The organism is Salinimicrobium gaetbulicola (assembly GCF_042676025.1).
GTDB classification, from domain to species: domain Bacteria; phylum Bacteroidota; class Bacteroidia; order Flavobacteriales; family Flavobacteriaceae; genus Salinimicrobium; species Salinimicrobium gaetbulicola.
Genome location: NZ_JBHTJP010000032.1, coordinates 618,395 through 640,747, shown reverse-complemented (window position 1 = coordinate 640,747; position 22,353 = coordinate 618,395). Strand labels below are relative to the sequence as shown.

Genomic DNA, 22,353 nt, shown 5'->3' with positions numbered 1-22,353 from the left:
GATTGCCTTCCGATAGGCCTTCCGCAGAAGAACTTCCGGAAAAGAGGAAACAAATATGATCTTTAAGAGTGCTCTGAAACTTCGGTCTTTCCGTAGTATTTATCCTTAAGCCAGAAAGAGACCCGCACCAGGAAGATCAAAGCCGGAACCTCCACCAGCGGCCCGATCACGCCTGTAAAGGCCTGGCCGGAATTAAGTCCAAACACCCCAATCGCCACCGCGATGGCCAGCTCAAAATTATTTCCTGCGGCGGTAAAAGCCACTGAAGCGGTTTTGTCATACTCAGCTCCCATAGCCTTTGAAAAGAAAAAGCCAATGATGAACATGAGGGTGAAATAGATCAATAACGGCACGGCTATGAGGAGCACGTCCATAGGGATCTCTACGATCAATTCGCCTTTGAGGGAAAACATGACCACAATGGTGAACAGCAGGGCGATCAAAGTTAAAGGCGAAATAGTCGGAATAAAGGTATTGGTATACCAAACTTCTCCCTTCAATCTTACAAGAAATAGTCGACTGAGTATTCCTGCTGCAAAAGGGATCCCCAGGTAGATCGCCACACTTTCGGCGATGGTTTCTATTGAAATATCCACGATCGCGCCTTCAAAACCAAAATAAGGAGGGAGGATGGTGATGAAGATCCAGGCGTAAAAACTATATGCGAAGACCTGAAAAATGCTGTTGAGGGCAACCAGGCCGGCTCCGTATTCGCTGCTGCCATCGGCCAGGTCATTCCATACCAGCACCATGGCAATACAGCGTGCAAGACCAATTAAGATCAAGCCCACCATATATTCTGGATGATCCTGAAGAAAGATGAGGGCAAGCGCGAACATCAATACCGGACCTATGATCCAGTTAAGGACCAGGGAAATGGAAAGTATTCTGGTATTTCGGAACACTTTGGGAAGGAGCGCATAATTCACCTTTGCCAGGGGCGGGTACATCATCAGGATAAGGCCGATGGCGATTGGCAGGTTTGTGCTCCCGGTGCTGTACGAATTAATGAGTTCGGGAATGGAGGGGATCGCATATCCCAATCCTACGCCAATGATCATGGCGGCAAAGATCCACACGGTGAGATTCCTGTCCAGGAAACCTAGTTTCTTGTTACGTGTCATCAAGGTTTAATTTGGGAAAAAATATAATAAAGTTCGGTTGCGATCTGTTCGCCGCGTTCCAGGTATTTTTGTGCTTGTTCCGGGGAATCATCGAACTGTTTTGGATCCTCATAGGTGAGGGGGATCCTTGTTTCCGCACCCGGTACGAACGGGCAGCCGGCGTCTGCTTCACTACATGTCATGACCGCCGCAAAATGGGATTTAGGATTAAAGGCATCCTCTATCTTTTTTGAAAAGCCAATGACGGGGTGGCTGTTCGCTGAATATTTTAAGCCATAGACCGGATTTTTTCCTTCGGAAAGATTCCTGACCTGAAAACCGGTTTTTTTTAAGGTTTCCACTGTCATTGGGTAAATGGCCGTGGCCTCGGTCCCTCCGGAATAGCAAACCACGTTCTTCAGCTGAAAGTGATGAGCCAATGCCTGGGCCCATACCTGTGACAGGTGACTTCTGCGGGAGTTATGCGTGCAGATAAAATTCAGCCTGATCTCCTCATTTTTCTCTGACTTCTTCTGAATATAATCAACAAGGGGCTGCAAAACCTCTTTTCGTGCCGGCGGAATGTTTTCAGGCTTTAACCCTGAAATATAATTTGATATCTCTTTAAATACTGGCATGAGCTTTATTTTATTCCCGTTTTCTGGGAATTGATCTTCCCTCTAAAAATCCGTCCAGCAGCACCGCAGTGGCTACCTTGCCCGTGCTGTCCTTTTCGAACCTGATCGCTGCCTCGCTGTTATCCATGTAAAACTGGTTCTCTGACTGGGGCTTGAGATAGGTTTTTTGCGGCCCCATTAAAATGAACAGGCTATCATTTTCTGACAACACCTCCAGGTTCGCTCCCGGGGCAAGTGTATAGACACCGGCATATTCTTCTAAAAGGGCAGGGGAGACCTTAATTTCCTTTCGGGCCAGAGGCAGTTGGTACGGCAGTCGCTGCCAAAGGTTTTCGATACTTTTGGCCATTTCGCCGGCCACGGGATGCCTTCTATTACTGAGAACGATCACGCTGAGGTCTCCCTTTTTTCTTATCGCGTAATTAAATCCTCCGGTTTCGTAATACCCGTCCTGGATAAGGCTGTCTTTTGCTACACCGGCTATGAGTCTCCGGAGATCCTTTGCAGTGGTCCAAAGCTGCAATTCCTTGCCATGGGCAACTGGCTCGGTCTTTGGACCATCGGGGCCTATACTGTGTATGTATCCAGTAACGGCATTTTGGGGTACTTCGGTTTGTAAAAAAGTGTGTTCAAGGCCTGCTTTTTGAATAAGGGCCTCAGTTGCCTTTTTTAACTCAACCTCCACGGAATCCTTTTTTGCTTCACTTATGAGTTGGTGACCGGCATCGTTGCTTATAAACTCAGAGAACGGTCCTAAAGAGAAAATGCTGTTATCAGAAAACGCTTCTTGAGTTTCATTATCTGCCCGGCCGAAAAATTCGTGATACACTACTTCTCCGTTCTCGGCCACCAGGATGCTTCCGCTGAAACGTCCCAGTTCCAGGTAGCGTTTACCCAGCTCATCCAGCTTTTGGGGGTTAAGTTCTTTTGATGATACCATTGTGGAAGTGCCTGCCGTCTTCTTGTTCTCCCTGCAGGAAATTCCGGTAAGAACTGCGAGACCCAGGGCCAGAAAAGTAATTTTACGCATGTGCATGTTTTTGAGAGCCTAAAACTACGGAAAAATTTGAGCCGAATAAACCCGTTGCCGGAGTGAGATGCAGGCAAAAAAAGAGGCGCACACAGACGCCTCAAAAATTTAATGCAGGTAGTTTATTTTAAAGCATGGTAGATGGCTCTTGCCATTTTCTCCTGCCCGCTTTCACTTTGCAGAAATGCTCTTTCTGAAGGATTGCTGAGGAAACCCAATTCTATGAGAGCCGCCGGACAGTTAGTGCCTTTGAGGATCTTGAAATTGGCCTTCTTGATCTCTGCTACTTCAAAGTCTTTTTCAAGCGAAGCTTTAATGGTTTGGGCCAGGCGGGCAGAGCGTTCTTTCATTGAATTATTCTCTGTAATGTACATTTCCACACCGGTCCTTTCTGAAGCGGTTGCGCTGTTTAAATGAAGGGAGATCAAAAGGTCGGCGTCCTTAGAGTTGACCAGCTTGACGCGATCTGAAAGGCTCAGGGATTTATCTGAATTACGGGTAAGAATGATCTCCAAATTGGGATCATCATTTAAAGCCACGATCTTTTGCGCTATTTGCAGCACGATCTCTTTTTCCAGTACGTTTTCGGTGGTGTTACCCGAATCCTTTCCACCGTGCGCCACATCAATGATCACGGTCTTTTTGTCTCCTGCTGTAAAAGCAAGGCTAACTGCCAGTAAACACAGGGACAGTAGTCTAAAAATGTTTTTCATTTAGTTGGTTTTAGTCAATAATAACGGAAATTAATCCGGATATATTGTAAACCATTTCTTACAAGGAGGCATGTTACATGCTCATCATCAGTAAAAAGAAAACAGATAAGGCGATGAGCAGAGCGATCATTAAAGGTTTCATCCACCCCTTCTTTTTATATTCCAGGTCGCTGCCAATATGCTTGTTCCAAAAGTATTCGTTCAGGATAGCCGCGCCAATTACATTGGCGATCACGGTAAGACCCGGCTGCAAATTGAAGGATTGAATTACGATCCCGGTGGCAATTAGATATAAGATCGTGAAGATCAAAACCTGTAACCCGGCATTTCTCTTACTAAGAGACCTGAGGTTTAGTATAAGGAGGACAGCTGCGAAAAGAGTCGAGAACACAATGGCAAATACTAGGATCAGGTTTTTGGAATACAGTTCCGGGATTTCCGGCTGAGAATTGAAAGTTTCAGTGTTCTGTGATTCCAGATCTGAATTTTGCTGCTGTTCTGACATTTTATCTGTTGTTATTTACAGCCTGCAAATTTATTGAAAATTTTCTGTTTCCCAGACGAAGCTGCGGCTTACCTGCTAAGGTTTTTTACGTCCTCAGAGAGGTTAAGAATTTCTTCGGAAATTTCTTCCGCAGAAACCAGACTTTCAAACTGTTCTGAAACTCCGTTGACATAATGGGAGATCATTTTATACTCCTCAGCCAGAAAAGCTCCCTCAAAACCTTCAATGTCTTCATAACTTACCACACTATTGTAAGCTTGTAGATAGCGGTTTGCGAGCGGAAGATAAGACCAGTGCCATTTTTCTTCGGAATAACCTGTTCTTCCCGAATTTTTAGAGGTATAAACCTGGTAGAAACCGAATTCCGGGGCGTGCTTTACCAGCCAGTCATATTCTTTTTTTCCCTGGCCCGATTCAAAATAAGAGTTTTCAAGATTGTTCAGGTCGATATCGGTTCCCCAATGATGCCGTGATGTTGAAGGCATGGAGCTGAATTCAAGTATTTGTTGGGTGCGGCTGTGTGGGTCAATGTCGGCCAGGCGCTGCCACTTCCTTTCCCAAATGGCTTTTTGGTGCTCAAAGTTTCGTGCTCCAGAAATGATCTTCAACTCGATACCATCGCTGGAGGCCTTTTCATACATTTTTAAAAAGGCATCATAAACTTCTTTGTTTAGAAAGGTTGTTTTAGAGGCATGATCATCGTTTACCTTCACGAAATCAACGTTCTCATTATAATCAAGTTTTCCCAAAAGTAAAGATTTGGAGATGTCTTTTGAAGTGAACTGAGCCTTTAAATTAAAGGGCGCCACAAAAAGAAGGAGCAGAAGTAGGTTTTTCCACATAGGCTATTTGGATAAAAGATGTCAGTCATTTTCGATTGATCAGATTGATGGGGCTAATCATTCCGACCTTTTTATAACTGTTAATGACATCTTAAATTATACTCCAAAATCTAAAATAAATGTGAAAGAAAAAAATTACGTTGGTCGATCCGGTACTGAGAAGACGATATTTTCTTTCAAAAGGCCTGAAAGGAAAGGATCTTCCGAATAATGTTAAAATAATAAACTTTTAAGGAAAGGGCTACTCTTTCGGGCTACGGTGATCGTAACTCAGCACCCTTTTAAGTAACCAACTGTCTTCCTGTTTGATCCATAGGTGTGTGAACTTCGCAACACTCGTTAAATAAGGAGCTTTATCTTTTTCTTGAGCATAGAATTCATGAAGTCCGATTTGAAGAGCACCATAGATCTTGCCATTGTTTTTAAGCGGGTAGATCTGCAGACTTCCTTCCACCAGTTTCCGGATAGGTTTATAACTGATGGAACAGATATTCTTTCTGGTGCTTTCAATAAAAGCTTCTTTTCCAAAGGTAATTCCGCCCTGGTCGTGGTAGAACTCAAGATCTTCGGCCGTGATCTTTTTAAGAATTTCAAAATTGCAATTGTTGAAGCCTTCTTTGAAAAGCAGGCTGTCAGCTTTCACTATTTCTCTATACACCTTGCTTCCGGGTGTTAATTGTGCTCTTAATGACTGACTAGAGAGAACAAAAAGGAACATAAGGAGAATTATATTTTTCATTGGTTAGTGTTTTTATACATCGGATATATTCTGTAGTCAAAGACAATAGAATTAACCGGGTTGTTACAGTGGGATATTAAGAACAGATATATTTTAAAATTTTAATAAGGCTTCCAAATGTAGTTAACTTCCTAATATTCAATTTTATTCTTACTTTTAAAAGGAATCCAATCCCCAAGTCATGAAAAAAATACTGCTCCTCAGTCTGGTTCTGGTAGTGCTGTCATTAGCCGTGGTTGGTTACTTTTACTATCCCCGCTTAAATATTATCACCGGGTTTGCTGCTAAGAATGTATGTTCCTGTGCTTTTGAAGCTGATAGAGAACTGGCTTCCATTGAAGCCGAAGACAATGATTTCGACCCTGTCTCCCTGGCTGATAATGAGGTCTATCTCGAAAAGCACCTTGCTACTTCCAAAGTTTTCGGACTTAAAAAAAGAAAAGCGGTTTATACTCAGGGGATAGGTTGTACTCTCTTACCTGAAGATACTTCAGCAGAAAAACGGGTGGACCATATTCCAAATCGCAGTTTTTCCTTTGATACAATACCATATCCTTATGGAGATGCGCCATATGTTGATACCATTTTTCACAATATAGATAGTAAAAAACTTAAATCGGCCATAGATATGGCTTTTGAGCCTCAAAACCGGTCCAGGGCAGTATTGGTACTGTATCAAGACCATTTGATAGCTGAACGTTATGCCGAAGGCTTTTCTCCAGAAACCAAGCTTTTGGGTTGGTCCATGACCAAGAGTATCACAAGTGGAGTTCTTGGCGTACTGGCTAAACAAGGAAAGATCGGTTTGGACCAGGATCATTTATTTCCGGAATGGGAAAATGACGAACGTTCAAAGATCACTTTGAACGATCTTTTGCAAATGAACAGCGGTCTGGAATGGGATGAGGACTATGGAGAGATCTCTGATGTCACAAAAATGCTGTTTCTGGAAGAAGATATGAGCGACGTTCAATTACGGAAACCTCTGGTTGGGAAACCCGGGGAAACATGGAATTATTCTTCCGGAACCACTAATTTACTTTCCAGGTTCATTCGTGATCAATTTGAAGCGCATCAGGAATACCTCGATTTCTGGTATGCTGAGTTGATCGATAAGATAGGGATGAACTCGATGGTAGTGGAGACTGATCTGACGGGGAATTTTGTAGGTTCTTCTTATGCCTGGGCAACTCCGAGGGATTGGGCTAAATTCGGATTGTTATATCTGCATAAAGGGAACTGGAACGGGGAACAAATATTAGAGGAATCCTGGGTTGAATATACCGTTACACCTACCAACGGATCAGAAGGGCAATATGGCGCCCAATTCTGGCTGAATGCCGGCGGAGTATATCCCAATGTGCCGAAAGATCTTTTTTCTGCCAACGGGTTCCAGGGACAACATGTATTTATCATTCCTTCAAAAGATCTGGTGGTGGTGCGATTCGGATTAGTGGAAAACCCTGAATTCAATATTGATAAATTTCTGAGTGGAGTAGTAGAGTCAATTGAATTTGAATAACCTGAATTTGTCAGTTAAAAAAATTTAGGAACAAAGCCGGTAATTTTTCACCTTTATAAAATGAAAAAGAGATATTGGCTGCTTGCCGGCCTGTTGGTAATTGTCTTGGTCACCTTTTTTACCGGTCCAAAGATCCCAAAGCCTACTTACAATTTTGAGCTGCCTAAACTACCTGTGGAGCTGGCTGACCTTGAGAAGGATGTAGAGAAATCTGAAGCCCGGAAACCGGTTAGAGAAGACAATCAGGCCAGGATCCGTTGGTACAATGACAGCATGAAGGTAAGTGAATACAGCATTGTTTACCTGCATGGTTTCGCCGGAAGTTATAAAGACGGCTACCCGGTAAATGTCAATATCGCTGATTCTCTGAAAGCCAATATTTACTTATCGCGCTGGGCGGGTCATGGATTAAAACCGGAAGCTGCCCTTAAAGATTTTTCAGCAGAATCGGCCTGGGAATCTGCTAAAAGGGCATTAGGGATCGGGAAGATAATTGGTGATAAAGTAATTATAATGAGCACTTCAACGGGAGGGACGCTCGCTCTTAAACTGGCGGCTACCTATCCAGATTCAGTTTTTGCCCTTATCAATATGGCGCCCAATATTGAAGATGATATGGAGGGAGCCTTTATCTTGAATTCTCCCTGGGGTTATGAGATTGCAAATTTAGTTTCTTTGGGAGCTGAAAAAAAGATAGAGCACGAGGAAGAAATAGCAGCCCAATACTGGGATACAGTCTATCCCTCAAAAGCTTTGGTTGACTTACAGGTTTTGGTTTCTACCACCATGAATAAGGAAACGTTTAGTAACATTGAAGTTCCGGTGCTCACTTTGTACTATCACGATAATATTCTCAAGGAAGATGAGCATGTAGAGGTAGATGATTTTAAAAGCATGCACAAGGCTTTGGGAACCAGGGATTCCCTTAAAAAACTGGTCGCGTTGGCAGAGCCAGAAACCCATTTTATAGGAAGCGGCATAAAATCAAAAAACACTCAGGTGGTGGAAAGGGAGATCCTGGATTTCTTAACCCGGGTCTTGAAAATAAAATTAAAGTAAAGTTATTTCCGAAAATGCTTTAACTAATACATTTCTCCAGTACACCTGTTCTATCAAGTTCCATCGTATTGAAACACATGGCTTTTTTAGCATATTTTTACGGTGTAAAACATAAGTCTCAACGGAAAGCCCTTTGAAAATAACCTTTTACAGGGCTTTTATTTTTGTTTCCAAGTTGAAAGGAAGTAGATTTGTATGACTAACCAGAAGATAACGAATGCAAAAACAGCCTAATGGTAAATTTGGCTCCTGGAAAGCTGCAGTGATAGGAGGATTGATCGCTTTAGGTCTTATTACACTTACACTTGCTTTTTTAGGGAGTCCAAATGTGACTGAAAATGAGGAGATGTTTCTTCCTTTCATATTAGTGCCGGTAGCCGGTGGCCTTGGTGGTTTGATCTATACTTTTATAAACAGCCTTGACTTTCAAAGTCCCCAGCTTGCCATCTTTGCGAACTTTTTCTCGGTTTTACTTTATCTGTTCCTGGTATTGATCGCTTTTACTTTTGGAATGGAGATCTGAATTATCATCAACCAAAGTTTACTACGGATAAAAATCCCTTCTAGTTGAAGGACTTTTTAAAGTTTTATTTATTCTAAATAGCTATTTTTCAAGTTCTAGGTTCTGTGATCCAGTTTCCAAGACCTTTCCGATTATTTTTCAAAGTTCTTAAACATCAGTCTCAAAGAATCTGAGGCCATGTAAGCAGGTTCCTTTGATTCAAACGAATTGAAATAAAAGGATAGGCACTTTAGCCCAGCTTTAATTAAGATTTATATAAACTTAATATGAAATTTTTTAGGAATTCATAATTCTGGGATCTTTCAATTTAAATCTCCTTTTGAAACTTTGAAAATTGCTTAGCTTTGGATGCATTAGCGCATTAAAACACTTCTTTAAGATGAAAAGCAATCGGCACTTTGTAATTGATTTTGATAGCACCTTTACCCAGGTTGAAGCCCTGGATGTATTAGGAGAAATTTCCCTGGCAGATCATGCCGAAAAAGAGCAGCGACTTCAGGAACTTGAAGAGCTAACCAATAGCGGAATGGCGGGAGATCTATCTTTTAGGGAGTCGCTGGAGAAAAGACTGGCTTTGCTAAATGCTAAAGAAAGTCACTTGCCTCACCTGGTGAATCGTCTAAAAAGTAAAGTGTCCACATCTTTCATTAGGAACCGGGAGTTTTTCAATGAACACCATGAGAATATTTACATTATTTCCAATGGTTTTAAAGAGTTCATTGTTCCCATCGTGGAAGAATTCGGGGTACGGAAGGAAAATGTTTTTGCAAATACCTTTAAAGTAGATGACGAAGGAAGGATCGTAGGATTCGATCAGGACAATTTACTTTCTTCCAATAACGGAAAGGTGGAGATCCTTAAGAGCCTGGACCTTCAGGGCGATGTATATGTCATTGGAGACGGGTATACGGATTATGAGATCAAAGCGGCCGGCCTTGCCAATAAGTTTTATGCTTTCACTGAAAATGTGGAGCGTGATAATGTCCTGGAAAAAGCAGATCATATAACTCCAAGTCTGGATGAGTTCCTGTATTTACATAAAATGAACAAAGCGATCTCCTATCCCAAGAACCGGATAAAGGTGTTATTACTTGAAAATATCCATGAGGATGCTGAAAAGATCCTTAAGAATGAAGGCTATAATGTTTCCACCTATTCCGGAGCTATGGATGAAGAGGAGCTTTCAGAAAGGATAAAAGATGTTTCCGTTTTGGGGATCAGGTCCAAAACCCACCTTACCGCAAAAGTGTTACAAAATGCCAATCGTTTGATCGCGGTGGGCGCTTTCTGCATTGGTACCAACCAGATCGACCTGGATGAGTGCATTAAGAAAGGGATCGCGGTCTTTAATGCGCCTTTCAGTAATACAAGGTCGGTGGTGGAATTAGCCATTGGGGAGATCATTCTATTGATGCGTGGCCTTCCGGACAGGATTGCTGAAATGCACCAGGGAAAATGGAATAAATCGGCTTCCGGGAGCAATGAGATCCGTGGAAAAAAGCTTGGGATCGTGGGCTACGGAAATATTGGCGCACAACTTTCTGTAGTTGCTGAAGCCATTGGATTTGATGTATATTACTATGATCTGATGGAAAAACTGGCGCTTGGAAATGCTACAAAATGTCACAGTTTAGAGGAGCTTCTGGAGGTTTCAGATATTGTAAGTTTGCACGTTGACGGCCGAAAGGAAAATAAGAACCTTATTGGTCCAAAAGAATTTGACCTGATGAAAGACGGCGCTGTCTTTCTGAATTTGAGTCGGGGTCATGTGGTGGATATCGAAGCCTTGAAAAAGAATATTACTTCCGGAAAATTGAAAGGTGCCGGAGTGGATGTATTTCCGAAGGAACCCAAGACGAATAATGAGACTTTTGAATCTGAACTTAGGGGACTCCCGAATATGATCCTGACTCCGCACATTGGGGGCAGCACCCAGGAAGCCCAGGTGAACATAGGGAATTTTGTTCCGGGGAAGATCATTGAATATATCAACACCGGGAGCACGACTAATAGTGTGGACTTCCCCAACCTTCAATTGCCTATTCTGGAAAATGCTCACAGGCTTATTCATATTCACAAGAACCGGCCTGGTATCATCGCCCATATCAATAATGTGTTGTCTGAACATGACTGTAATATTGTGGGACAATACCTTAAGACCAATGAGGAAATTGGTTATGTGATCACCGACATTGATAAGGCTTACAACGAAGAGGTAATTGAGGAGATGCGAGGCATTGAAGGAACCATTAGATTTAGGGTGCTTTATTAAAAGCCGTTATGACCTTAATCATATTTCATGTTTTAGAGGTTAGCCATCTTTGAAGCTTGCCTAAAAATAATGAAATATGTATACACTATCACCACATAATTTCCACATCCCCGTGATGGGCATTTCTTTTACCATAGATAGTCCGGTAAAAGTGGCCTGCTACGGAATCAATTCAGCTTTGTCAATTATTGAAGACAATCTGGTAGAAATGATGAGGAAGTACTATTACCAGGAAAACAATGAACCTTATGTACCTATCGAAAAACATGAGGAAAATTACCGGGTTCGCAGAATAACCGATTATTTAAACCTGGTGAACCGCACTGTCCACACTAAATTGGATAAGCTAAAGGAAACGGCCTTTGAAACGGGATCAGAAATTGTAAAGTATTTTGAAATGCTGCCTGAAGAAAGCGGCCTGAAAGCAAAATATCATCAGTTTCTGGAAGCTCACGGTGAGGCCAGGGCCGAACTTGAACAATTCCTGCGACGAAATGTCAAACCCGGAGCTATTGAGGTTAATATCATGACCAAAGTAGATAAGAACAATAAGGATCAAAAAGGGGAAATAATTCCCGATGGTTCAGATGCGCTGGGTGCCTTAAAAGCTTATGCTGAGAGTGATCTGGAAAACTCTGCGGTTATTTTTTCAGCGGGTATGAACCCCAGGCTTTTCAATTACCTGGAAAATTTCAGGGAATTTGACGCTTCAGACTGGGGAGTGTTTAAAAAGAAAGTAGTGATCAAAGTGAGCGATTATCGTTCAGCTCTTATTCAGGGGAAATACCTCGCGAAAAAGGGGATCTGGGTAAGCGAGTTTAGAATTGAGTCGGGACTAAATTGCGGAGGCCATGCCTTTGCGACCCAGGGATTATTACTGGGGCCCATCCTGGAGGAGTTCAAAAATAAAAAGGAGGAACTCGCAGCAGACCTTTTCAGTCTTTATAATCCTGCGATTCAGCAAAGGGGAGAGGAAGGTTTTGATAAACCGCATCCCATTAATATTACCGTACAGGGAGGAATTGGAACAGCCGAAGAACAACAGTTGTTGATAAACCATTATAAGGTTTCGGGAACTGGCTGGGGAACCCCGTTCTTATTATGTCCTGAAGCCACTACGGTTGATGATGAAACTTTAGATCTTTTATCTAAAAGTACGGAGCGGGACGTAGTACTTAGCAAAGCTTCCCCGCTGGGAGTTCGGTTTAATTATCTGAAAGGCACAACGGCTGACAAGGAAAGACAGCAACGAATAAATAAGGGGAAACCGGGAAGTCCATGTACTGAAAAATACCTGGTCTCTAACACTGAATTTACTGAAGAACCTATCTGTACAGCATCGAGGAGATATCAAAAATTAAAACTCGAACAATTGGAATCTGCAGATCTGCCCGTAGAGGAATTGGAAATGCAAAAAGCTGACCTGTTAAGTAAAGAATGTCTTTGCATTGGCCTTAGTAATTCGGCCAGTCTCAATTACAAGGTGCCTATGGTTAAAAAACTGGACGCTGTTACAATTTGTCCTGGGCCCAATATTGCAAATTTTTCTAAGGTCTCTAGTTTACAGGAAATGACAGATCATATCTATGGTCGAAAAGAGTTACCGCAAAATCCTTCAAGAGCGCATATGTTCCTCAAGGAATTACAGCTTTATGTGGAGTATGTGCAGGAGGAAATAAAGAGTTGCCTGCGCCCGGGCCCCAGAGATATTAAAGGCTGGAAGACCTTCTGTGATAATCTCCTGGAAGGGGTAGATCATTACCATAATCTTTCTAAAAAAGAATTGATAAAGAACAAGCAGGCTTTTGAAAATGGTTTGCAGCAGATGAATTCCAGGATCCTGGAATTAAAACAAAATCTGGAATAATTAAATATCCCTCCAAAATTTTGTTTTGGAGGGATATTTATAAACTTTTAGAAGTACCTGTTATTTATCCTTTACCACTTCAGGAGTTAAATTAAGTTGCCATGAAATTCCGTACTTATCCTGTACCCAGCCAAACATGGGGCTGAACGGGTATGTTTCTAATGGCATAAAGACAACTCCATCTTTTGCAAGCTTTCGGAAAGCGACCTCAATATCGTTCTGGCTATCACTTTCAATGAAAAAGGAAATAGCAGGAGTGAAATCAAAGTTGTGTTTCAGGTGACTGTCTTTTGCAATGAAATTTTGTCCGTTCAATGAGAAATGTGCCTGTTTCACAGACCCTTCTGGTTCTGGGTCGTTAGGACCGTACTTTTGGATATCTGAAATTTCAGAATCGTCAAAAAGAGTGGTGTAAAAGTTAACCGCCTCTTCTGCTTTTCCGTGGTTTTCTCCCGTAAATAATAAGAATGTCTGAATCTTACTGCTCATAAATATGATTTTCTATTAAAGTAATGAATTTGACAGACAATAAAAAGTGAACTCTAAAATGTACTTTTTGATGACCTGTTCCTTAATTAAAACCGTTTGTAATTAATGAACCAGATCATGTTGTCTCCAGCTGGATTGAGGATCTATGTTTTGATTCACCTTGAAAAGGTTATTTGGATCCCATTTTCTTTTCACCTCAACCAGCTTTTCCCAAACCTCTTCGGTGTAGGCCTGCCGCACGCGGGCTGATCCTTCATCACTCAAAAAGTTGACATAAACTCCCTGGCTGAAAGGCTCTGTTTCTTCATGGAAATCCTTGGCCCATTTCAAAGCCTTTTTATCATCGGCCTCATCTCTCCAGCGGGTATGAATATTCAGTACAAATGGTGTATTTCGGTGGGGAAATGCTGTTGCATCTGAAGAAACCCTGCTGGGTGCGCCTTCCATATGCGGAACAAATATTTCACATTCCTGAGAAGGCATGCTTTGAGCGAACTTATAGATGACATCAATACATTCATCTGAAAGCTCTTTGATGTGATGCGATTTCCAGTAATTGCGCGCGCCATGCTCCACCAGTGGATCAAAACCTTGTTGCCAGGCTGTCCAGGGATGCATGCCCGATCCGTCACCTATAGTTTCTTCAGCGTCCCTTACTGGCTGTATTAATTCTTCTCCTTTCTCCTTTTCTCCCAGGTAAACAAATGGAATAAGTGCCACCAATTTTCCGTGATATTCTTCCGGAATAAAGGGTAGTGGTGGGGCATGTCTAACTACCAACCAGATGGTGATCTCATCGGGCATCTTCCTCACATAACTTCTAAAGAAGCGCATATATTCTTTTAGGGCTTCGAATTTTTTGACAATGACCCCTGAGAATACTTCATTCCCGATCTTATGGGTTTTTATTCTGAAACTTGTCACTACCCCGAAGTTTCCACCGCCTCCCCGAATCCCCCAAAAGAGATCTGGGTTTTCAGATTCACTGGCGGTGACCACTTTCCCATCTGCGGTAACAACTTCAGCAGAAACAAGACTGTCTATGGTAAGTCCGAACTTTCGGCTTATCCAGCCAAAGCCGCCTCCCAGGGTTAATCCGCCAACCCCGGTATGTGAAATGATACCTGAAGAAACTGCGAGCCCGTGTTTCTGGGTTTCAGCATCTACTTCAGAAAGTAAAGCACCTCCCTGAGCAGTCACGATTTGTGTGTCTTTATCAACCTCAACCTTATTCATAAGAGACAGGTCTATCATAAGTCCGTCGTCACAGGAACCTGTTCCAGCCGAATTATGTCCGCCACCTTTTACAGCTACCAGTAGTTCATTCTCTCTTGCGAAGTTGACCGCACTCACAACGTCCCGAGTGCTTTTGCATTGAGCGATCACCGCGGGTTTCTTATCGAACATCCCGTTCCAAAGTGCGCGCGCCTCATCATAACCTTCGTCGCCGGGTAAAAGTACCGGTCCCTCCATTTCAGATCTTAATTTTTCTGTACCTTGAATATCCATAACTAATTAATTTAGTGTGTTTTTAATATTAAACCAGATGGGGAGCACCAAAACTGAAGCTTATAACAAAGGAAGAATTTAGAGGCAACAAAGTATTTTAGGAGAACCTCTCTAAGGTACGTAAAAAATTGATTTTCAAGTCATTGAAAATGAATCTATGTATTGATATTTTAAAGGTTAGAAAGTACTTTTTAAAGTGTAGAGCTCAATTGCTGTTTTTCTTATTTAAACTCTTAATTTTACTTCAGAAAAAATCGTCTCCATGATTAAAGAGGAATTAATAGAAGCATATCATTTCATTTTTGAAGATGATCTTATAGAAGAGATATCAAAATTTGGATCTTTAAAAGAGGTTAAAGCCGGCGAAAAGATCATAGAAATTGGGGAATATGTGAAAAGTATGCCCTTGTTGCTTGACGGGGCCATTAAAATTTTGAGAGAAGATAAGGACGGGGACGAGTTATTGCTTTATTTTCTGGAGCGCGGGGATACTTGCGCTATGACCTTATCCTGTTGCCTGGGGCAAACCAGAAGTGAGATCAGGGCCATTGCTGAAAAGGATACAAAGCTGATCATGATCCCAATTGAGAAAATGGAGGAGTGGACCTCTAAATATAAAAGCTGGAGGAATTTTGTTTTTGAAAGTTATCATTCCCGACTTTCAGAAATGCTGGACACCATTGATACCATTGCATTTTTGAATATGGATGAACGCTTAATGCGTTATCTGCAGGATAAGGCTAAGATCAATAGGAGTGAGTTGATACAGGTGACTCACCAGGAGATCGCATATGACCTTCATACTTCAAGGGTGGTAATTTCAAGACTGCTTAAAAAATTGGAATTGGAAGGAAAGATCCAGTTGCAACGCAATAATATTAAGGTTATCGATCTTTAGGTACTGTAATAAATGTTACTTTCTACCTAAGTTTGAAGAACTACTTTTGCCCCGAAAATTTTAGCTATGGAAATAATTGAGATTCTGGGATATTTTGGCGCACTTTTAATAGGTGTGGTTCTGGGATTGATCGGGGGTGGTGGTTCAATTTTAACTGTGCCTGTGCTGGTTTACATGCTCGGAGTGAATCCGGTGTTGGCTACGGCTTATTCACTTTTTGTGGTGGGCTCTTCTGCACTGGTAGGTGCCATTAAGAATATGCAAAAGAAGCGGGTGGCCTATAGAACGGCCATTGTTTTTTCCATTCCAGCTTTTATAGCCGTTTATATTACCCGGAAATTTTTAGTTCCGGCTATCCCTGAGCACATCCTGACCATAGGAGAGATAGAGGTTACCAGGAACCTGGCGATCATGTTATTCTTTGCTTTTATCATGATCCTGGCTTCAGTGTCGATGATAAAGGAGCGGAAAGTTAAATCTGAACCTGCTGAAAAAGTTAAATACAACTACCCTTTGATCATTATTGAAGGTGTTATCGTAGGGGTTCTTACGGGTATTGTTGGAGCCGGTGGAGGGTTCCTGATAATTCCGGCTTTAGTATTGCTTGCAAAGCTACCCATGAAAAAAGCGGTTGCGACTTCCTTACTGATAATTTCTATCAAATCTCTAATTGGATTCATTGGAGATGTCCAAAACATGGAAATAGACTGGCCTTTCTTACTGATCTTCACTTCCCTTTCAATAATGGGTATTTTCCTGGGTGTCTACCTGAACAGGTTCATTAACGGTGAAAAGCTAAAAAAGGGTTTTGGATGGTTCGTTTTGATCATGGGAATTTATATTGTCTGGAAAGAATTATTTTAAGAATAGTGATCTATGCCGGTACCATTAAAAGATAAAATATATGTGTTGCTGCAGATCGTGATCTTTCTAGCGTGGTTATTTGATGCAGAAAATTTATTCCTTGAATTTCCTGAAAACCTGCGTTGGATCGCACTTTTTGTGGCCGGTATTGGTGGTATATTAATTGTAATAGCCTTCATACAGCTTAATACCAGATTATCACCTTTTCCAAGTCCTAAAAAAGGCTCCAGACTTATCACTTCCGGAGCGTTCACATTTGCAAGACATCCTATTTATTCCGGAATATTGATGATCGCCTTTGGCTTGTCCTTTTGGTTAGGATCGGGGTATAAATTGATCATTAGCCTGGTACTGGCCGGTCTTTTTTATGCCAAAAGCAGCTATGAGGAAAAACGACTCCAGGAACGTTTTCCCGAATATGGATCTTATAAAGCCCAAACCGGTAGATTTTTCCCTAAATTTAATTGGAGAATCTAGGCGCTATGAATTTTAAATCTTTCGGAAAGAATCCAACAGGCAGTCGCCTATCAAGGATCAGATCTGTTTCAAATTATCATGACGGAAGTTTTCAAAATGTGGAGCCTACTTCGGTCAATCCTGATGGTGTGTCGATCTTTACGCTGCTGAAAAAGATGTTTTCCAGGCCTTCTTCCGTTAGCCCTGCTTCGGAAATCCCCTATGTCCAAACGAACTTAAAGGAGCTGAATGGAGAAGGACCGGAAGTGGTATGGTTTGGTCATTCTTCTTATCTGATACGGGTTAATGATTACCATATTCTTGTAGATCCTGTTTTTAGCGGTACAGCCTCTCCTTTCAGGTTCTTCGGAAAGGCATTTCCGGGAGCAGATACATTTAATGCTGAAGATTTCCCTGAGATAGACCTGTTGATCCTTACTCACGACCATTATGATCACCTGGATTGGGAAAGTATCAGGGACCTGGATGCAAAAGTAAAAACCATTGTTGCTTCTTTGGGAGTGGGATCGCACCTGGAATATTGGGGTGTTTCAGAAAACAAATTTTCAGAACTCAATTGGTGGGAGACCAAAGAACTTTCCGAAGCAGTAAAAATTACAGCAACGCCCTCCAGGCATTTTTCAGGAAGAGGTTTTAAGCGCGCACAAACCTTATGGTCCTCGTTTGTTCTAGAAATTGATAATTATAGGTTCTTTATTGGTTCAGATTCGGGGTATGATCAGAGCTTTAAAAAGATCGGGGAGCATTTCGGATCTTTTGACCTTGCTTTTTTAGAATGCGGGCAATACAATAAATTCTGGCCACAGATCCATATGTTCCCTGAGCAAACCGTGCAGGCAGCTATAGATCTTAATGCCGATCTGGTCCAACCGGTTCACTGGGGCAAATTTGTGCTTTCCATGCACCCCTGGAATGAACCTGTGAAACGATTTATTTCAGCAGCCGGGAAAGAGAATATTAACTTTGTGGTTCCCCGGGTTGGGGAAGCTTATTCATTAAATAATGATATCCCCCGGGAACCCTGGTGGGAGTTTGAAAATAACGATTAGTTTATGGAAAATAGAAAAGATCATTGGAACAAGGTTTATGAGACCAAGAAACCTACTGAGGTTAGCTGGTATGAACCCATGCCTGAAGTTTCCCTGTCGTATATAACCGATTGTAAATTGGAAAAAGACGCGGCCATTATCGACATAGGCGGCGGAGATAGTTTTTTAGCTGAATTCTTGATATCTCAGGGCTTCACAGATGTGACGGTGGTAGATATTTCAGAAAAGGCCTTAGAGAGGGCGAAGGAGCGCCTTGGGGAAAAAGCGGATGAGGTGAATTGGATCGTGGCAGATGTATCCAAATTTCAACCGGAAAGACAATACGAGCTTTGGCATGATAGGGCTGTTTTTCATTTTCTGACGGAAGAACAGCAGGTAAAAAGTTATCTGGCGACAGTGGATAAAGCCGTGAAACCGGGTGGTTTCGTGGTGATGGGTACTTTCTCTGAAAAAGGTCCTACCAAATGTAGTGGCTTGGAGATCAAACAGTATTCAATAAGTGAGATGCAGGACCTTTTTTCTAAGGGATATTGCACTTTAAGCTGTAAAAATATTGATCATCAAACCCCTTCCGGAGGAACACAAAATTTCACCTTTTGCAGTTTCAGGAAGGATCCTAAATAAAAAGCGATGGATAAGGAATTTTGGGACGGGCGTTTCAGTGGGGAAGAATACATTTATGGGGAAGAACCCAATGAGTATTTTAAAGAAAAACTCTTGGAATTTTTACCGGGAGAGATACTTTTCGCTGCCGAAGGAGAGGGGCGAAATGCGGTGTTCGCAGCTGAAGAGGCATGGAAGGTTGGCGCTTTTGATCAAAGCAGTGAAGCAAAAAAGAAAGCAGAGAAACTAGCCAAAAAAAGAGGGGTTGAAATAGAATATAAGGTGGGTAAGCTTCCTGAACTGGGATATGAGAAGGAAGAGTTTGATGCAGTTGCGCTGATCTATGCACATTTCCCTCCAGAAATACGAGCAGATTACCACAAACGCCTTATCTCTTATTTGAGACGGGACGGGCTGGTATTCTTTGAAGGCTTCAGTGAAAAACACCCTGCCTACCAGCAGGTCAACCCCAAAGTGGGTGGACCTAAAGATGAAGCCTTGCTCTTTTCAATGGAAGAAATAAAAAAGGATTTTGGAGAACTCAAATTTCTGGAGTTTTACGAAGCCGAGGTAGATCTAAAGGAAGGTGTGCACCATAAGGGGCTTGGATCGGTCATAAGGTTCGTGGCTCAAAAAAAATAAAAAGAAAACCTGCAGGCTTCAATTGCTGCAGGTTTTTAAACATCCTACCAAGATAAAATTATCTATAAGTATACCTTTTCTCATAAAATTCTTTTTTTCTTGGCCTGGAAAACAGCTGCCAAAAGTCAGATTTTTGACAGCCGTGATCAATTTATTGCAGGTTTTTCAGAAATTGTTTGAAATCATTGGTGTCAAAATTCCCCATTCCTAAATGAGTTAAGGCAATATTACCCTCGTAATCAATTACATAGGTTGTTGGAATGTTTCTGGTGGAGTACATCTGCGGAATGGGATCTGTGGCCTGGTAGATCTCAAATTCGTAACCCTTGTTCTTTTTGAACTTTTTGGCTTTTTCAAAATCCTGATCTACAGAAAGCATGATAAATTCCACATTATCATCCTTTACTTCCTTATAAAGATTGTGTATGCCGGGCATTTCTGCGATACAGGGAGGACACCATGTGGCCCAGAAGTTCAGGAAGATGACCTTCCCTTTGAACTGCTTCATGTTCACCTGCTCTCCTTTTGAATTCACCAGGTTGAGGTCCAGAATTGCGCCTTTTGCGGGGGTTGTGGCAGCTACTTCAGCTTTTTCCTCTGTATTTGGGTTCATGAGCCCCGTGGCGAGGATCCCTCTTTGCAAAAACCCAAATACTTCTGTATGAAGTCCGGTCACGAAAAGCATGATGAAAACAGCGCCAATAATTCCGTATTCTATTAAATTCTTTTTCAATTTTTTATTCATGGGTAGATGGTTTAATGGTTTAAAGTTCGATACTTAGGTATCCTTTCTTCTGAAGCTCGAAATTGTGAAGTATACCGTTTTCTACAACCCGAAGTTCTTCGGGAAGTTGAGCTTTGTCTACACCGAATTTCTTCAGAGAAAATCCGCAAGCATTGATGATTACGCCTGATTTTTCGGCTTTTTGAAGAAAGCCGCTCATGGTCTCTTTATTGGTAAGGTCCTGTACGGCTTTTCCGCAGACCACCACCTGGAAATCCCCGAATTTGTCACCATCCTGTAAAGCAAGTTCTTCGGCTGCTGACAGTATTGGCTTTAATTGTGGCACCTTGCGGGTGAGGATCACATAATTTACATGATCTGCATGTTTTTCGTGGTTGGTCTGGGCCTGTAAAGGATTGGTGAAGAGGCTAAGTAGTATTGCGAAACTCGCTAAAAGTATATTTTTCATTTGTTATTTTTTTCTGGGTTATTAAAATCATTGATGATAAAAAAGCTTAATCCGCCAAGGATCGCGATGTTCTTAAAAAGAGGTCCAAGGGTAGTGATCTGGCCTACCTGTACGGTAAGGGTGATAGGGATCAAGACTGCCGCAAGAATTATTGCGGCCCACCGGGTTTTAAACCCTGCTAAAAGTCCAATACCTGCAATAAACATTACGATTCCCGAGGTGATCACCAGGAGCTTTGGTTCTCCAAAGAAATAGGCGATGCCTTTAAACCTGGCCTGATCTATACGCTGCACAGTTTTATCTACCTTGACGATATGGCTGAAACTGGCAACTAGAAAGATTCCGCTTAGCATTATTCGGAAAATCTGAACCGAACGACGCGTCACTACAATTTTAGTGGTCATTAATATGTAATATGATGATTAGATAAATGGGGGTTAAAACAAGACGAAGTATGTCTTCAGATTTAGACCCGTGCAATTTGTAGACGTAAAAATATCAGACCTTGGGGGGCGGGTAGAATTTTTTCTGTAGGGATGAAAAAACTCCTGGAGTCTGATAGTTATATTCTCGAAAGTTGTCTTCGGTCATTGTCACACCCCATTCTGTAATATTATGATCAAATGCAGTATGGCATAGAAAATCCATTTCCAGACCCTGAATTACGGTGTCTGTAGAAAGGTCTTCCGAAGTTTTATTGTTCGGCAGTTTTTTTGAACACATTTTATTCACCAGGGTCATGCCCGATGAATCCAAAAGGGCACCAAAGCCTTTAGAGTCAACGGTCACAAGTTTTCCCAGGAAAATGACAACCAGTAAAAGCGCTACGTGATTTTTTAACTGCATGAAGAAACAAATATAATCAGGTCGGATTGGAGTTTATGTGACAAATGTTACATAAGCTATTCTTTATTTTGGGAAACCGCTGTTTTTAGGTACTTTAGAGATAGGAACATACTAGAAACCAATTTAAAACATTCCATTATGAAAGCCAAGATTTTAAGCACTTTGCTGGTAGCTACAATTTTGTTATTCTCTTCTTGCGGAGAAAAGACCGATGTGGTAGAATCGGGAACCTATGAAGGAACCATCAAGGAGGTAGAACCGTCAAAAACGGAGATCTATGTGGAGACCGATGACAACAAAACCCTCGAACTTTATTTTACAGATGAGACCGAACTGACAAGGGACGGTTCTACAGTTGATTTTTCGATTTTGGAAGAAGGAATGAGGGTAGAAGTAGAAGTGAAAAAAGAAGGAAAACGACTGGATCCTGTTTCTGTAAAAGTACTTGAATAGTTATGGAACAAGTGCCTGATTTTTGGCGGACCGAGGTTTTACATTCTTTAGCGGTCCATTTTCCGATAGCCTTATTGATCGTAGCTTTCCTTTTTAAAATAGTTGCCTTACGTTATAAAAGAGAGGTATGGGAGCGGGGAGGAACGGTCTTGTTGGGTCTTGGAGTAATTGGAGCCTGGGTCGCCATTTTCACAGGTAATCTTGCCGATGGGATCGTATCTAAAGAATTATGTGATCCTACCGTTCTTAAAGAGCACGAAAATATGGCCTGGACCACCGCCTGGCTGTATACTGCAGCCTTCCTCATTGATGGTCTTCGTTACATTAAAATCCCTCTATTTAAAAATAAGATATTCCTGATCGTGGTGATCCTTATTCTTACAGGAAGTACCGTGTTGCTTACTTATGTCGGCCACCTGGGGGCAACCCTGGTATACCAACAGGCCGCCGGTGTATATACTCCAAGTCCAGATTGTTCCGAATTTGAGTAACTTAGAATTGTAATTCGTTGATTTTA

General features: G+C 41.8%; 26 protein-coding genes. 13 read left to right on the top strand and 13 right to left on the bottom strand.

What is annotated here, in order from left to right; all coding sequences use genetic code 11:
* Positions 1 to 62: 62 nt before the first annotated feature.
* The 7 genes from arsB to ACFQ1G_RS04355 form a co-directional block, all read right to left on the bottom strand.
* Entirely contained in the window at positions 63 to 1,124 is a 1,062-nt protein-coding gene (arsB, locus tag ACFQ1G_RS04385) for an ACR3 family arsenite efflux transporter (RefSeq protein WP_380737056.1), read from the bottom strand.
* Positions 1,124 to 1,741, bottom strand: coding sequence for an arsenate-mycothiol transferase ArsC (locus tag ACFQ1G_RS04380; protein ID WP_380737055.1), 618 nt, complete (start codon positions 1,739 to 1,741; stop codon positions 1,124 to 1,126). Before ACFQ1G_RS04380 ends, arsB begins: the two co-directional genes overlap by 1 nt.
* 10 nt (positions 1,742 to 1,751) lie before the next feature.
* A complete protein-coding gene (locus ACFQ1G_RS04375; protein ID WP_380737054.1) occupies positions 1,752 to 2,771 on the bottom strand; it encodes a DUF3471 domain-containing protein in 1,020 nt (339 codons plus the stop codon).
* 122 nt (positions 2,772 to 2,893) lie between these two features.
* Entirely contained in the window at positions 2,894 to 3,484 is a 591-nt protein-coding gene (locus tag ACFQ1G_RS04370) for an N-acetylmuramoyl-L-alanine amidase family protein (RefSeq protein WP_380737053.1), read from the bottom strand.
* Between the two features lie 73 nt (positions 3,485 to 3,557).
* On the bottom strand, positions 3,558 to 3,989 hold the full coding sequence (locus ACFQ1G_RS04365) for a hypothetical protein (RefSeq protein ID WP_380737052.1): 432 nt from the start codon (positions 3,987 to 3,989) through the stop codon (positions 3,558 to 3,560).
* A gap of 68 nt (positions 3,990 to 4,057) precedes the next feature.
* The gene (locus ACFQ1G_RS04360; RefSeq protein WP_380737051.1) at positions 4,058 to 4,831 is read right to left on the bottom strand and encodes a M15 family metallopeptidase; all 774 of its coding nucleotides are present in this window, start codon (positions 4,829 to 4,831) and stop codon (positions 4,058 to 4,060) included.
* A 241-nt stretch (positions 4,832 to 5,072) separates the two neighbouring features.
* Complete coding sequence (locus ACFQ1G_RS04355) at positions 5,073 to 5,570, bottom strand: nuclear transport factor 2 family protein (protein ID WP_380737050.1); 498 nt, start codon at positions 5,568 to 5,570, stop codon at positions 5,073 to 5,075.
* A 181-nt stretch (positions 5,571 to 5,751) separates the two neighbouring features.
* Between ACFQ1G_RS04355 and ACFQ1G_RS04350 the strand changes: the two genes are divergently transcribed.
* From ACFQ1G_RS04350 to ACFQ1G_RS04330, 5 genes are all read left to right on the top strand, one after another.
* Entirely contained in the window at positions 5,752 to 7,092 is a 1,341-nt protein-coding gene (locus ACFQ1G_RS04350) for a serine hydrolase domain-containing protein (protein WP_380737049.1), read from the top strand.
* A 60-nt stretch (positions 7,093 to 7,152) separates the two neighbouring features.
* Positions 7,153 to 8,151, top strand: a complete 999-nt coding sequence (locus ACFQ1G_RS04345) for an alpha/beta hydrolase (protein WP_380737048.1) — start codon at positions 7,153 to 7,155, stop codon at positions 8,149 to 8,151.
* A 217-nt stretch (positions 8,152 to 8,368) separates the two neighbouring features.
* Entirely contained in the window at positions 8,369 to 8,674 is a 306-nt protein-coding gene (locus tag ACFQ1G_RS04340; protein ID WP_380737047.1) for a hypothetical protein, read from the top strand.
* Between the two features lie 379 nt (positions 8,675 to 9,053).
* Positions 9,054 to 10,946 carry a phosphoglycerate dehydrogenase gene (serA, locus tag ACFQ1G_RS04335; protein ID WP_380737046.1) on the top strand — a complete coding sequence of 631 codons (1,893 nt, stop codon included), beginning with the start codon at positions 9,054 to 9,056 and terminating at the stop codon, positions 10,944 to 10,946.
* A gap of 76 nt (positions 10,947 to 11,022) precedes the next feature.
* Complete coding sequence (locus ACFQ1G_RS04330; protein ID WP_380737045.1) at positions 11,023 to 12,813, top strand: hypothetical protein; 1,791 nt, start codon at positions 11,023 to 11,025, stop codon at positions 12,811 to 12,813.
* A gap of 60 nt (positions 12,814 to 12,873) precedes the next feature.
* Here the strand turns inward: ACFQ1G_RS04330 and ACFQ1G_RS04325 are convergent, their stop codons facing one another.
* Entirely contained in the window at positions 12,874 to 13,302 is a 429-nt protein-coding gene (locus ACFQ1G_RS04325) for a VOC family protein (protein WP_380737044.1), read from the bottom strand.
* Positions 13,303 to 13,404: 102 nt separating this feature from the next.
* Entirely contained in the window at positions 13,405 to 14,811 is a 1,407-nt protein-coding gene (locus tag ACFQ1G_RS04320; protein WP_380737043.1) for an FAD-binding oxidoreductase, read from the bottom strand.
* 262 nt (positions 14,812 to 15,073) lie between these two features.
* Between ACFQ1G_RS04320 and ACFQ1G_RS04315 the strand changes: the two genes are divergently transcribed.
* From ACFQ1G_RS04315 to ACFQ1G_RS04290, 6 genes are all read left to right on the top strand, one after another.
* Positions 15,074 to 15,709 carry a Crp/Fnr family transcriptional regulator gene (locus ACFQ1G_RS04315; protein WP_380737042.1) on the top strand — a complete coding sequence of 212 codons (636 nt, stop codon included), beginning with the start codon at positions 15,074 to 15,076 and terminating at the stop codon, positions 15,707 to 15,709.
* A gap of 66 nt (positions 15,710 to 15,775) precedes the next feature.
* Positions 15,776 to 16,573, top strand: a complete 798-nt coding sequence (locus ACFQ1G_RS04310; RefSeq protein ID WP_380737041.1) for a sulfite exporter TauE/SafE family protein — start codon at positions 15,776 to 15,778, stop codon at positions 16,571 to 16,573.
* A gap of 12 nt (positions 16,574 to 16,585) precedes the next feature.
* Positions 16,586 to 17,050: a methyltransferase family protein gene (locus ACFQ1G_RS04305; RefSeq protein ID WP_380737040.1), complete on the top strand. Its 465-nt coding sequence runs from the start codon at positions 16,586 to 16,588 to the stop codon at positions 17,048 to 17,050.
* A 5-nt stretch (positions 17,051 to 17,055) separates the two neighbouring features.
* Complete coding sequence (locus ACFQ1G_RS04300; protein WP_380737039.1) at positions 17,056 to 18,099, top strand: MBL fold metallo-hydrolase; 1,044 nt, start codon at positions 17,056 to 17,058, stop codon at positions 18,097 to 18,099.
* A 3-nt stretch (positions 18,100 to 18,102) separates the two neighbouring features.
* The gene (locus tag ACFQ1G_RS04295) at positions 18,103 to 18,723 is read left to right on the top strand and encodes a class I SAM-dependent methyltransferase (RefSeq protein WP_380737038.1); all 621 of its coding nucleotides are present in this window, start codon (positions 18,103 to 18,105) and stop codon (positions 18,721 to 18,723) included.
* A 6-nt stretch (positions 18,724 to 18,729) separates the two neighbouring features.
* A complete protein-coding gene (locus tag ACFQ1G_RS04290; RefSeq protein WP_380737037.1) occupies positions 18,730 to 19,344 on the top strand; it encodes a methyltransferase domain-containing protein in 615 nt (204 codons plus the stop codon).
* A 151-nt stretch (positions 19,345 to 19,495) separates the two neighbouring features.
* Here ACFQ1G_RS04290 and ACFQ1G_RS04285 read toward each other — a convergent pair whose 3' ends face one another.
* The 4 genes from ACFQ1G_RS04285 to ACFQ1G_RS04270 form a co-directional block, all read right to left on the bottom strand.
* On the bottom strand, positions 19,496 to 20,089 hold the full coding sequence (locus tag ACFQ1G_RS04285) for a TlpA family protein disulfide reductase (protein WP_380737036.1): 594 nt from the start codon (positions 20,087 to 20,089) through the stop codon (positions 19,496 to 19,498).
* A 19-nt stretch (positions 20,090 to 20,108) separates the two neighbouring features.
* Complete coding sequence (locus ACFQ1G_RS04280; protein ID WP_380737035.1) at positions 20,109 to 20,537, bottom strand: DsrE family protein; 429 nt, start codon at positions 20,535 to 20,537, stop codon at positions 20,109 to 20,111.
* The gene (locus ACFQ1G_RS04275) at positions 20,534 to 20,941 is read right to left on the bottom strand and encodes a DoxX family protein (protein ID WP_380737034.1); all 408 of its coding nucleotides are present in this window, start codon (positions 20,939 to 20,941) and stop codon (positions 20,534 to 20,536) included. The genes ACFQ1G_RS04280 and ACFQ1G_RS04275 overlap by 4 nt, the downstream gene beginning before the upstream one ends.
* Positions 20,942 to 21,035: 94 nt before the next feature.
* On the bottom strand, positions 21,036 to 21,383 hold the full coding sequence (locus ACFQ1G_RS04270) for a hypothetical protein (RefSeq protein WP_380737033.1): 348 nt from the start codon (positions 21,381 to 21,383) through the stop codon (positions 21,036 to 21,038).
* Between the two features lie 138 nt (positions 21,384 to 21,521).
* Between ACFQ1G_RS04270 and ACFQ1G_RS04265 the strand changes: the two genes are divergently transcribed.
* Together ACFQ1G_RS04265 and ACFQ1G_RS04260 are read left to right on the top strand one after the other, a co-directional pair.
* A complete protein-coding gene (locus tag ACFQ1G_RS04265) occupies positions 21,522 to 21,836 on the top strand; it encodes a hypothetical protein (protein ID WP_380737032.1) in 315 nt (104 codons plus the stop codon).
* A gap of 2 nt (positions 21,837 to 21,838) precedes the next feature.
* Entirely contained in the window at positions 21,839 to 22,327 is a 489-nt protein-coding gene (locus ACFQ1G_RS04260; RefSeq protein WP_380737031.1) for a DUF2231 domain-containing protein, read from the top strand.
* The last annotated feature ends 26 nt before the right edge of the window (positions 22,328 to 22,353 follow it).

Bases quoted from the DNA above. Each gene is read 5' to 3' on its own strand.
- arsB (WP_380737056.1), bottom strand. From the start codon at position 1,124: ATGACACGTAACAAGAAACTAGGTTTCCTGGACAGGAATCTCACCGTG.
- ACFQ1G_RS04380 (WP_380737055.1), bottom strand. From the start codon at position 1,741: ATGCCAGTATTTAAAGAGATATCAAATTATATTTCAGGGTTAAAGCCT.
- ACFQ1G_RS04375 (WP_380737054.1), bottom strand. From the start codon at position 2,771: ATGCGTAAAATTACTTTTCTGGCCCTGGGTCTCGCAGTTCTTACCGGA.
- ACFQ1G_RS04370 (WP_380737053.1), bottom strand. From the start codon at position 3,484: ATGAAAAACATTTTTAGACTACTGTCCCTGTGTTTACTGGCAGTTAGC.
- ACFQ1G_RS04365 (WP_380737052.1), bottom strand. From the start codon at position 3,989: ATGTCAGAACAGCAGCAAAATTCAGATCTGGAATCACAGAACACTGAA.
- ACFQ1G_RS04360 (WP_380737051.1), bottom strand. From the start codon at position 4,831: ATGTGGAAAAACCTACTTCTGCTCCTTCTTTTTGTGGCGCCCTTTAAT.
- ACFQ1G_RS04355 (WP_380737050.1), bottom strand. From the start codon at position 5,570: ATGAAAAATATAATTCTCCTTATGTTCCTTTTTGTTCTCTCTAGTCAG.
- ACFQ1G_RS04350 (WP_380737049.1), top strand. From the start codon at position 5,752: ATGAAAAAAATACTGCTCCTCAGTCTGGTTCTGGTAGTGCTGTCATTA.
- ACFQ1G_RS04345 (WP_380737048.1), top strand. From the start codon at position 7,153: ATGAAAAAGAGATATTGGCTGCTTGCCGGCCTGTTGGTAATTGTCTTG.
- ACFQ1G_RS04340 (WP_380737047.1), top strand. From the start codon at position 8,369: ATGCAAAAACAGCCTAATGGTAAATTTGGCTCCTGGAAAGCTGCAGTG.
- serA (WP_380737046.1), top strand. From the start codon at position 9,054: ATGAAAAGCAATCGGCACTTTGTAATTGATTTTGATAGCACCTTTACC.
- ACFQ1G_RS04330 (WP_380737045.1), top strand. From the start codon at position 11,023: ATGTATACACTATCACCACATAATTTCCACATCCCCGTGATGGGCATT.
- ACFQ1G_RS04325 (WP_380737044.1), bottom strand. From the start codon at position 13,302: ATGAGCAGTAAGATTCAGACATTCTTATTATTTACGGGAGAAAACCAC.
- ACFQ1G_RS04320 (WP_380737043.1), bottom strand. From the start codon at position 14,811: ATGGATATTCAAGGTACAGAAAAATTAAGATCTGAAATGGAGGGACCG.
- ACFQ1G_RS04315 (WP_380737042.1), top strand. From the start codon at position 15,074: ATGATTAAAGAGGAATTAATAGAAGCATATCATTTCATTTTTGAAGAT.
- ACFQ1G_RS04310 (WP_380737041.1), top strand. From the start codon at position 15,776: ATGGAAATAATTGAGATTCTGGGATATTTTGGCGCACTTTTAATAGGT.
- ACFQ1G_RS04305 (WP_380737040.1), top strand. From the start codon at position 16,586: ATGCCGGTACCATTAAAAGATAAAATATATGTGTTGCTGCAGATCGTG.
- ACFQ1G_RS04300 (WP_380737039.1), top strand. From the start codon at position 17,056: ATGAATTTTAAATCTTTCGGAAAGAATCCAACAGGCAGTCGCCTATCA.
- ACFQ1G_RS04295 (WP_380737038.1), top strand. From the start codon at position 18,103: ATGGAAAATAGAAAAGATCATTGGAACAAGGTTTATGAGACCAAGAAA.
- ACFQ1G_RS04290 (WP_380737037.1), top strand. From the start codon at position 18,730: ATGGATAAGGAATTTTGGGACGGGCGTTTCAGTGGGGAAGAATACATT.
- ACFQ1G_RS04285 (WP_380737036.1), bottom strand. From the start codon at position 20,089: ATGAATAAAAAATTGAAAAAGAATTTAATAGAATACGGAATTATTGGC.
- ACFQ1G_RS04280 (WP_380737035.1), bottom strand. From the start codon at position 20,537: ATGAAAAATATACTTTTAGCGAGTTTCGCAATACTACTTAGCCTCTTC.
- ACFQ1G_RS04275 (WP_380737034.1), bottom strand. From the start codon at position 20,941: ATGACCACTAAAATTGTAGTGACGCGTCGTTCGGTTCAGATTTTCCGA.
- ACFQ1G_RS04270 (WP_380737033.1), bottom strand. From the start codon at position 21,383: ATGCAGTTAAAAAATCACGTAGCGCTTTTACTGGTTGTCATTTTCCTG.
- ACFQ1G_RS04265 (WP_380737032.1), top strand. From the start codon at position 21,522: ATGAAAGCCAAGATTTTAAGCACTTTGCTGGTAGCTACAATTTTGTTA.
- ACFQ1G_RS04260 (WP_380737031.1), top strand. From the start codon at position 21,839: ATGGAACAAGTGCCTGATTTTTGGCGGACCGAGGTTTTACATTCTTTA.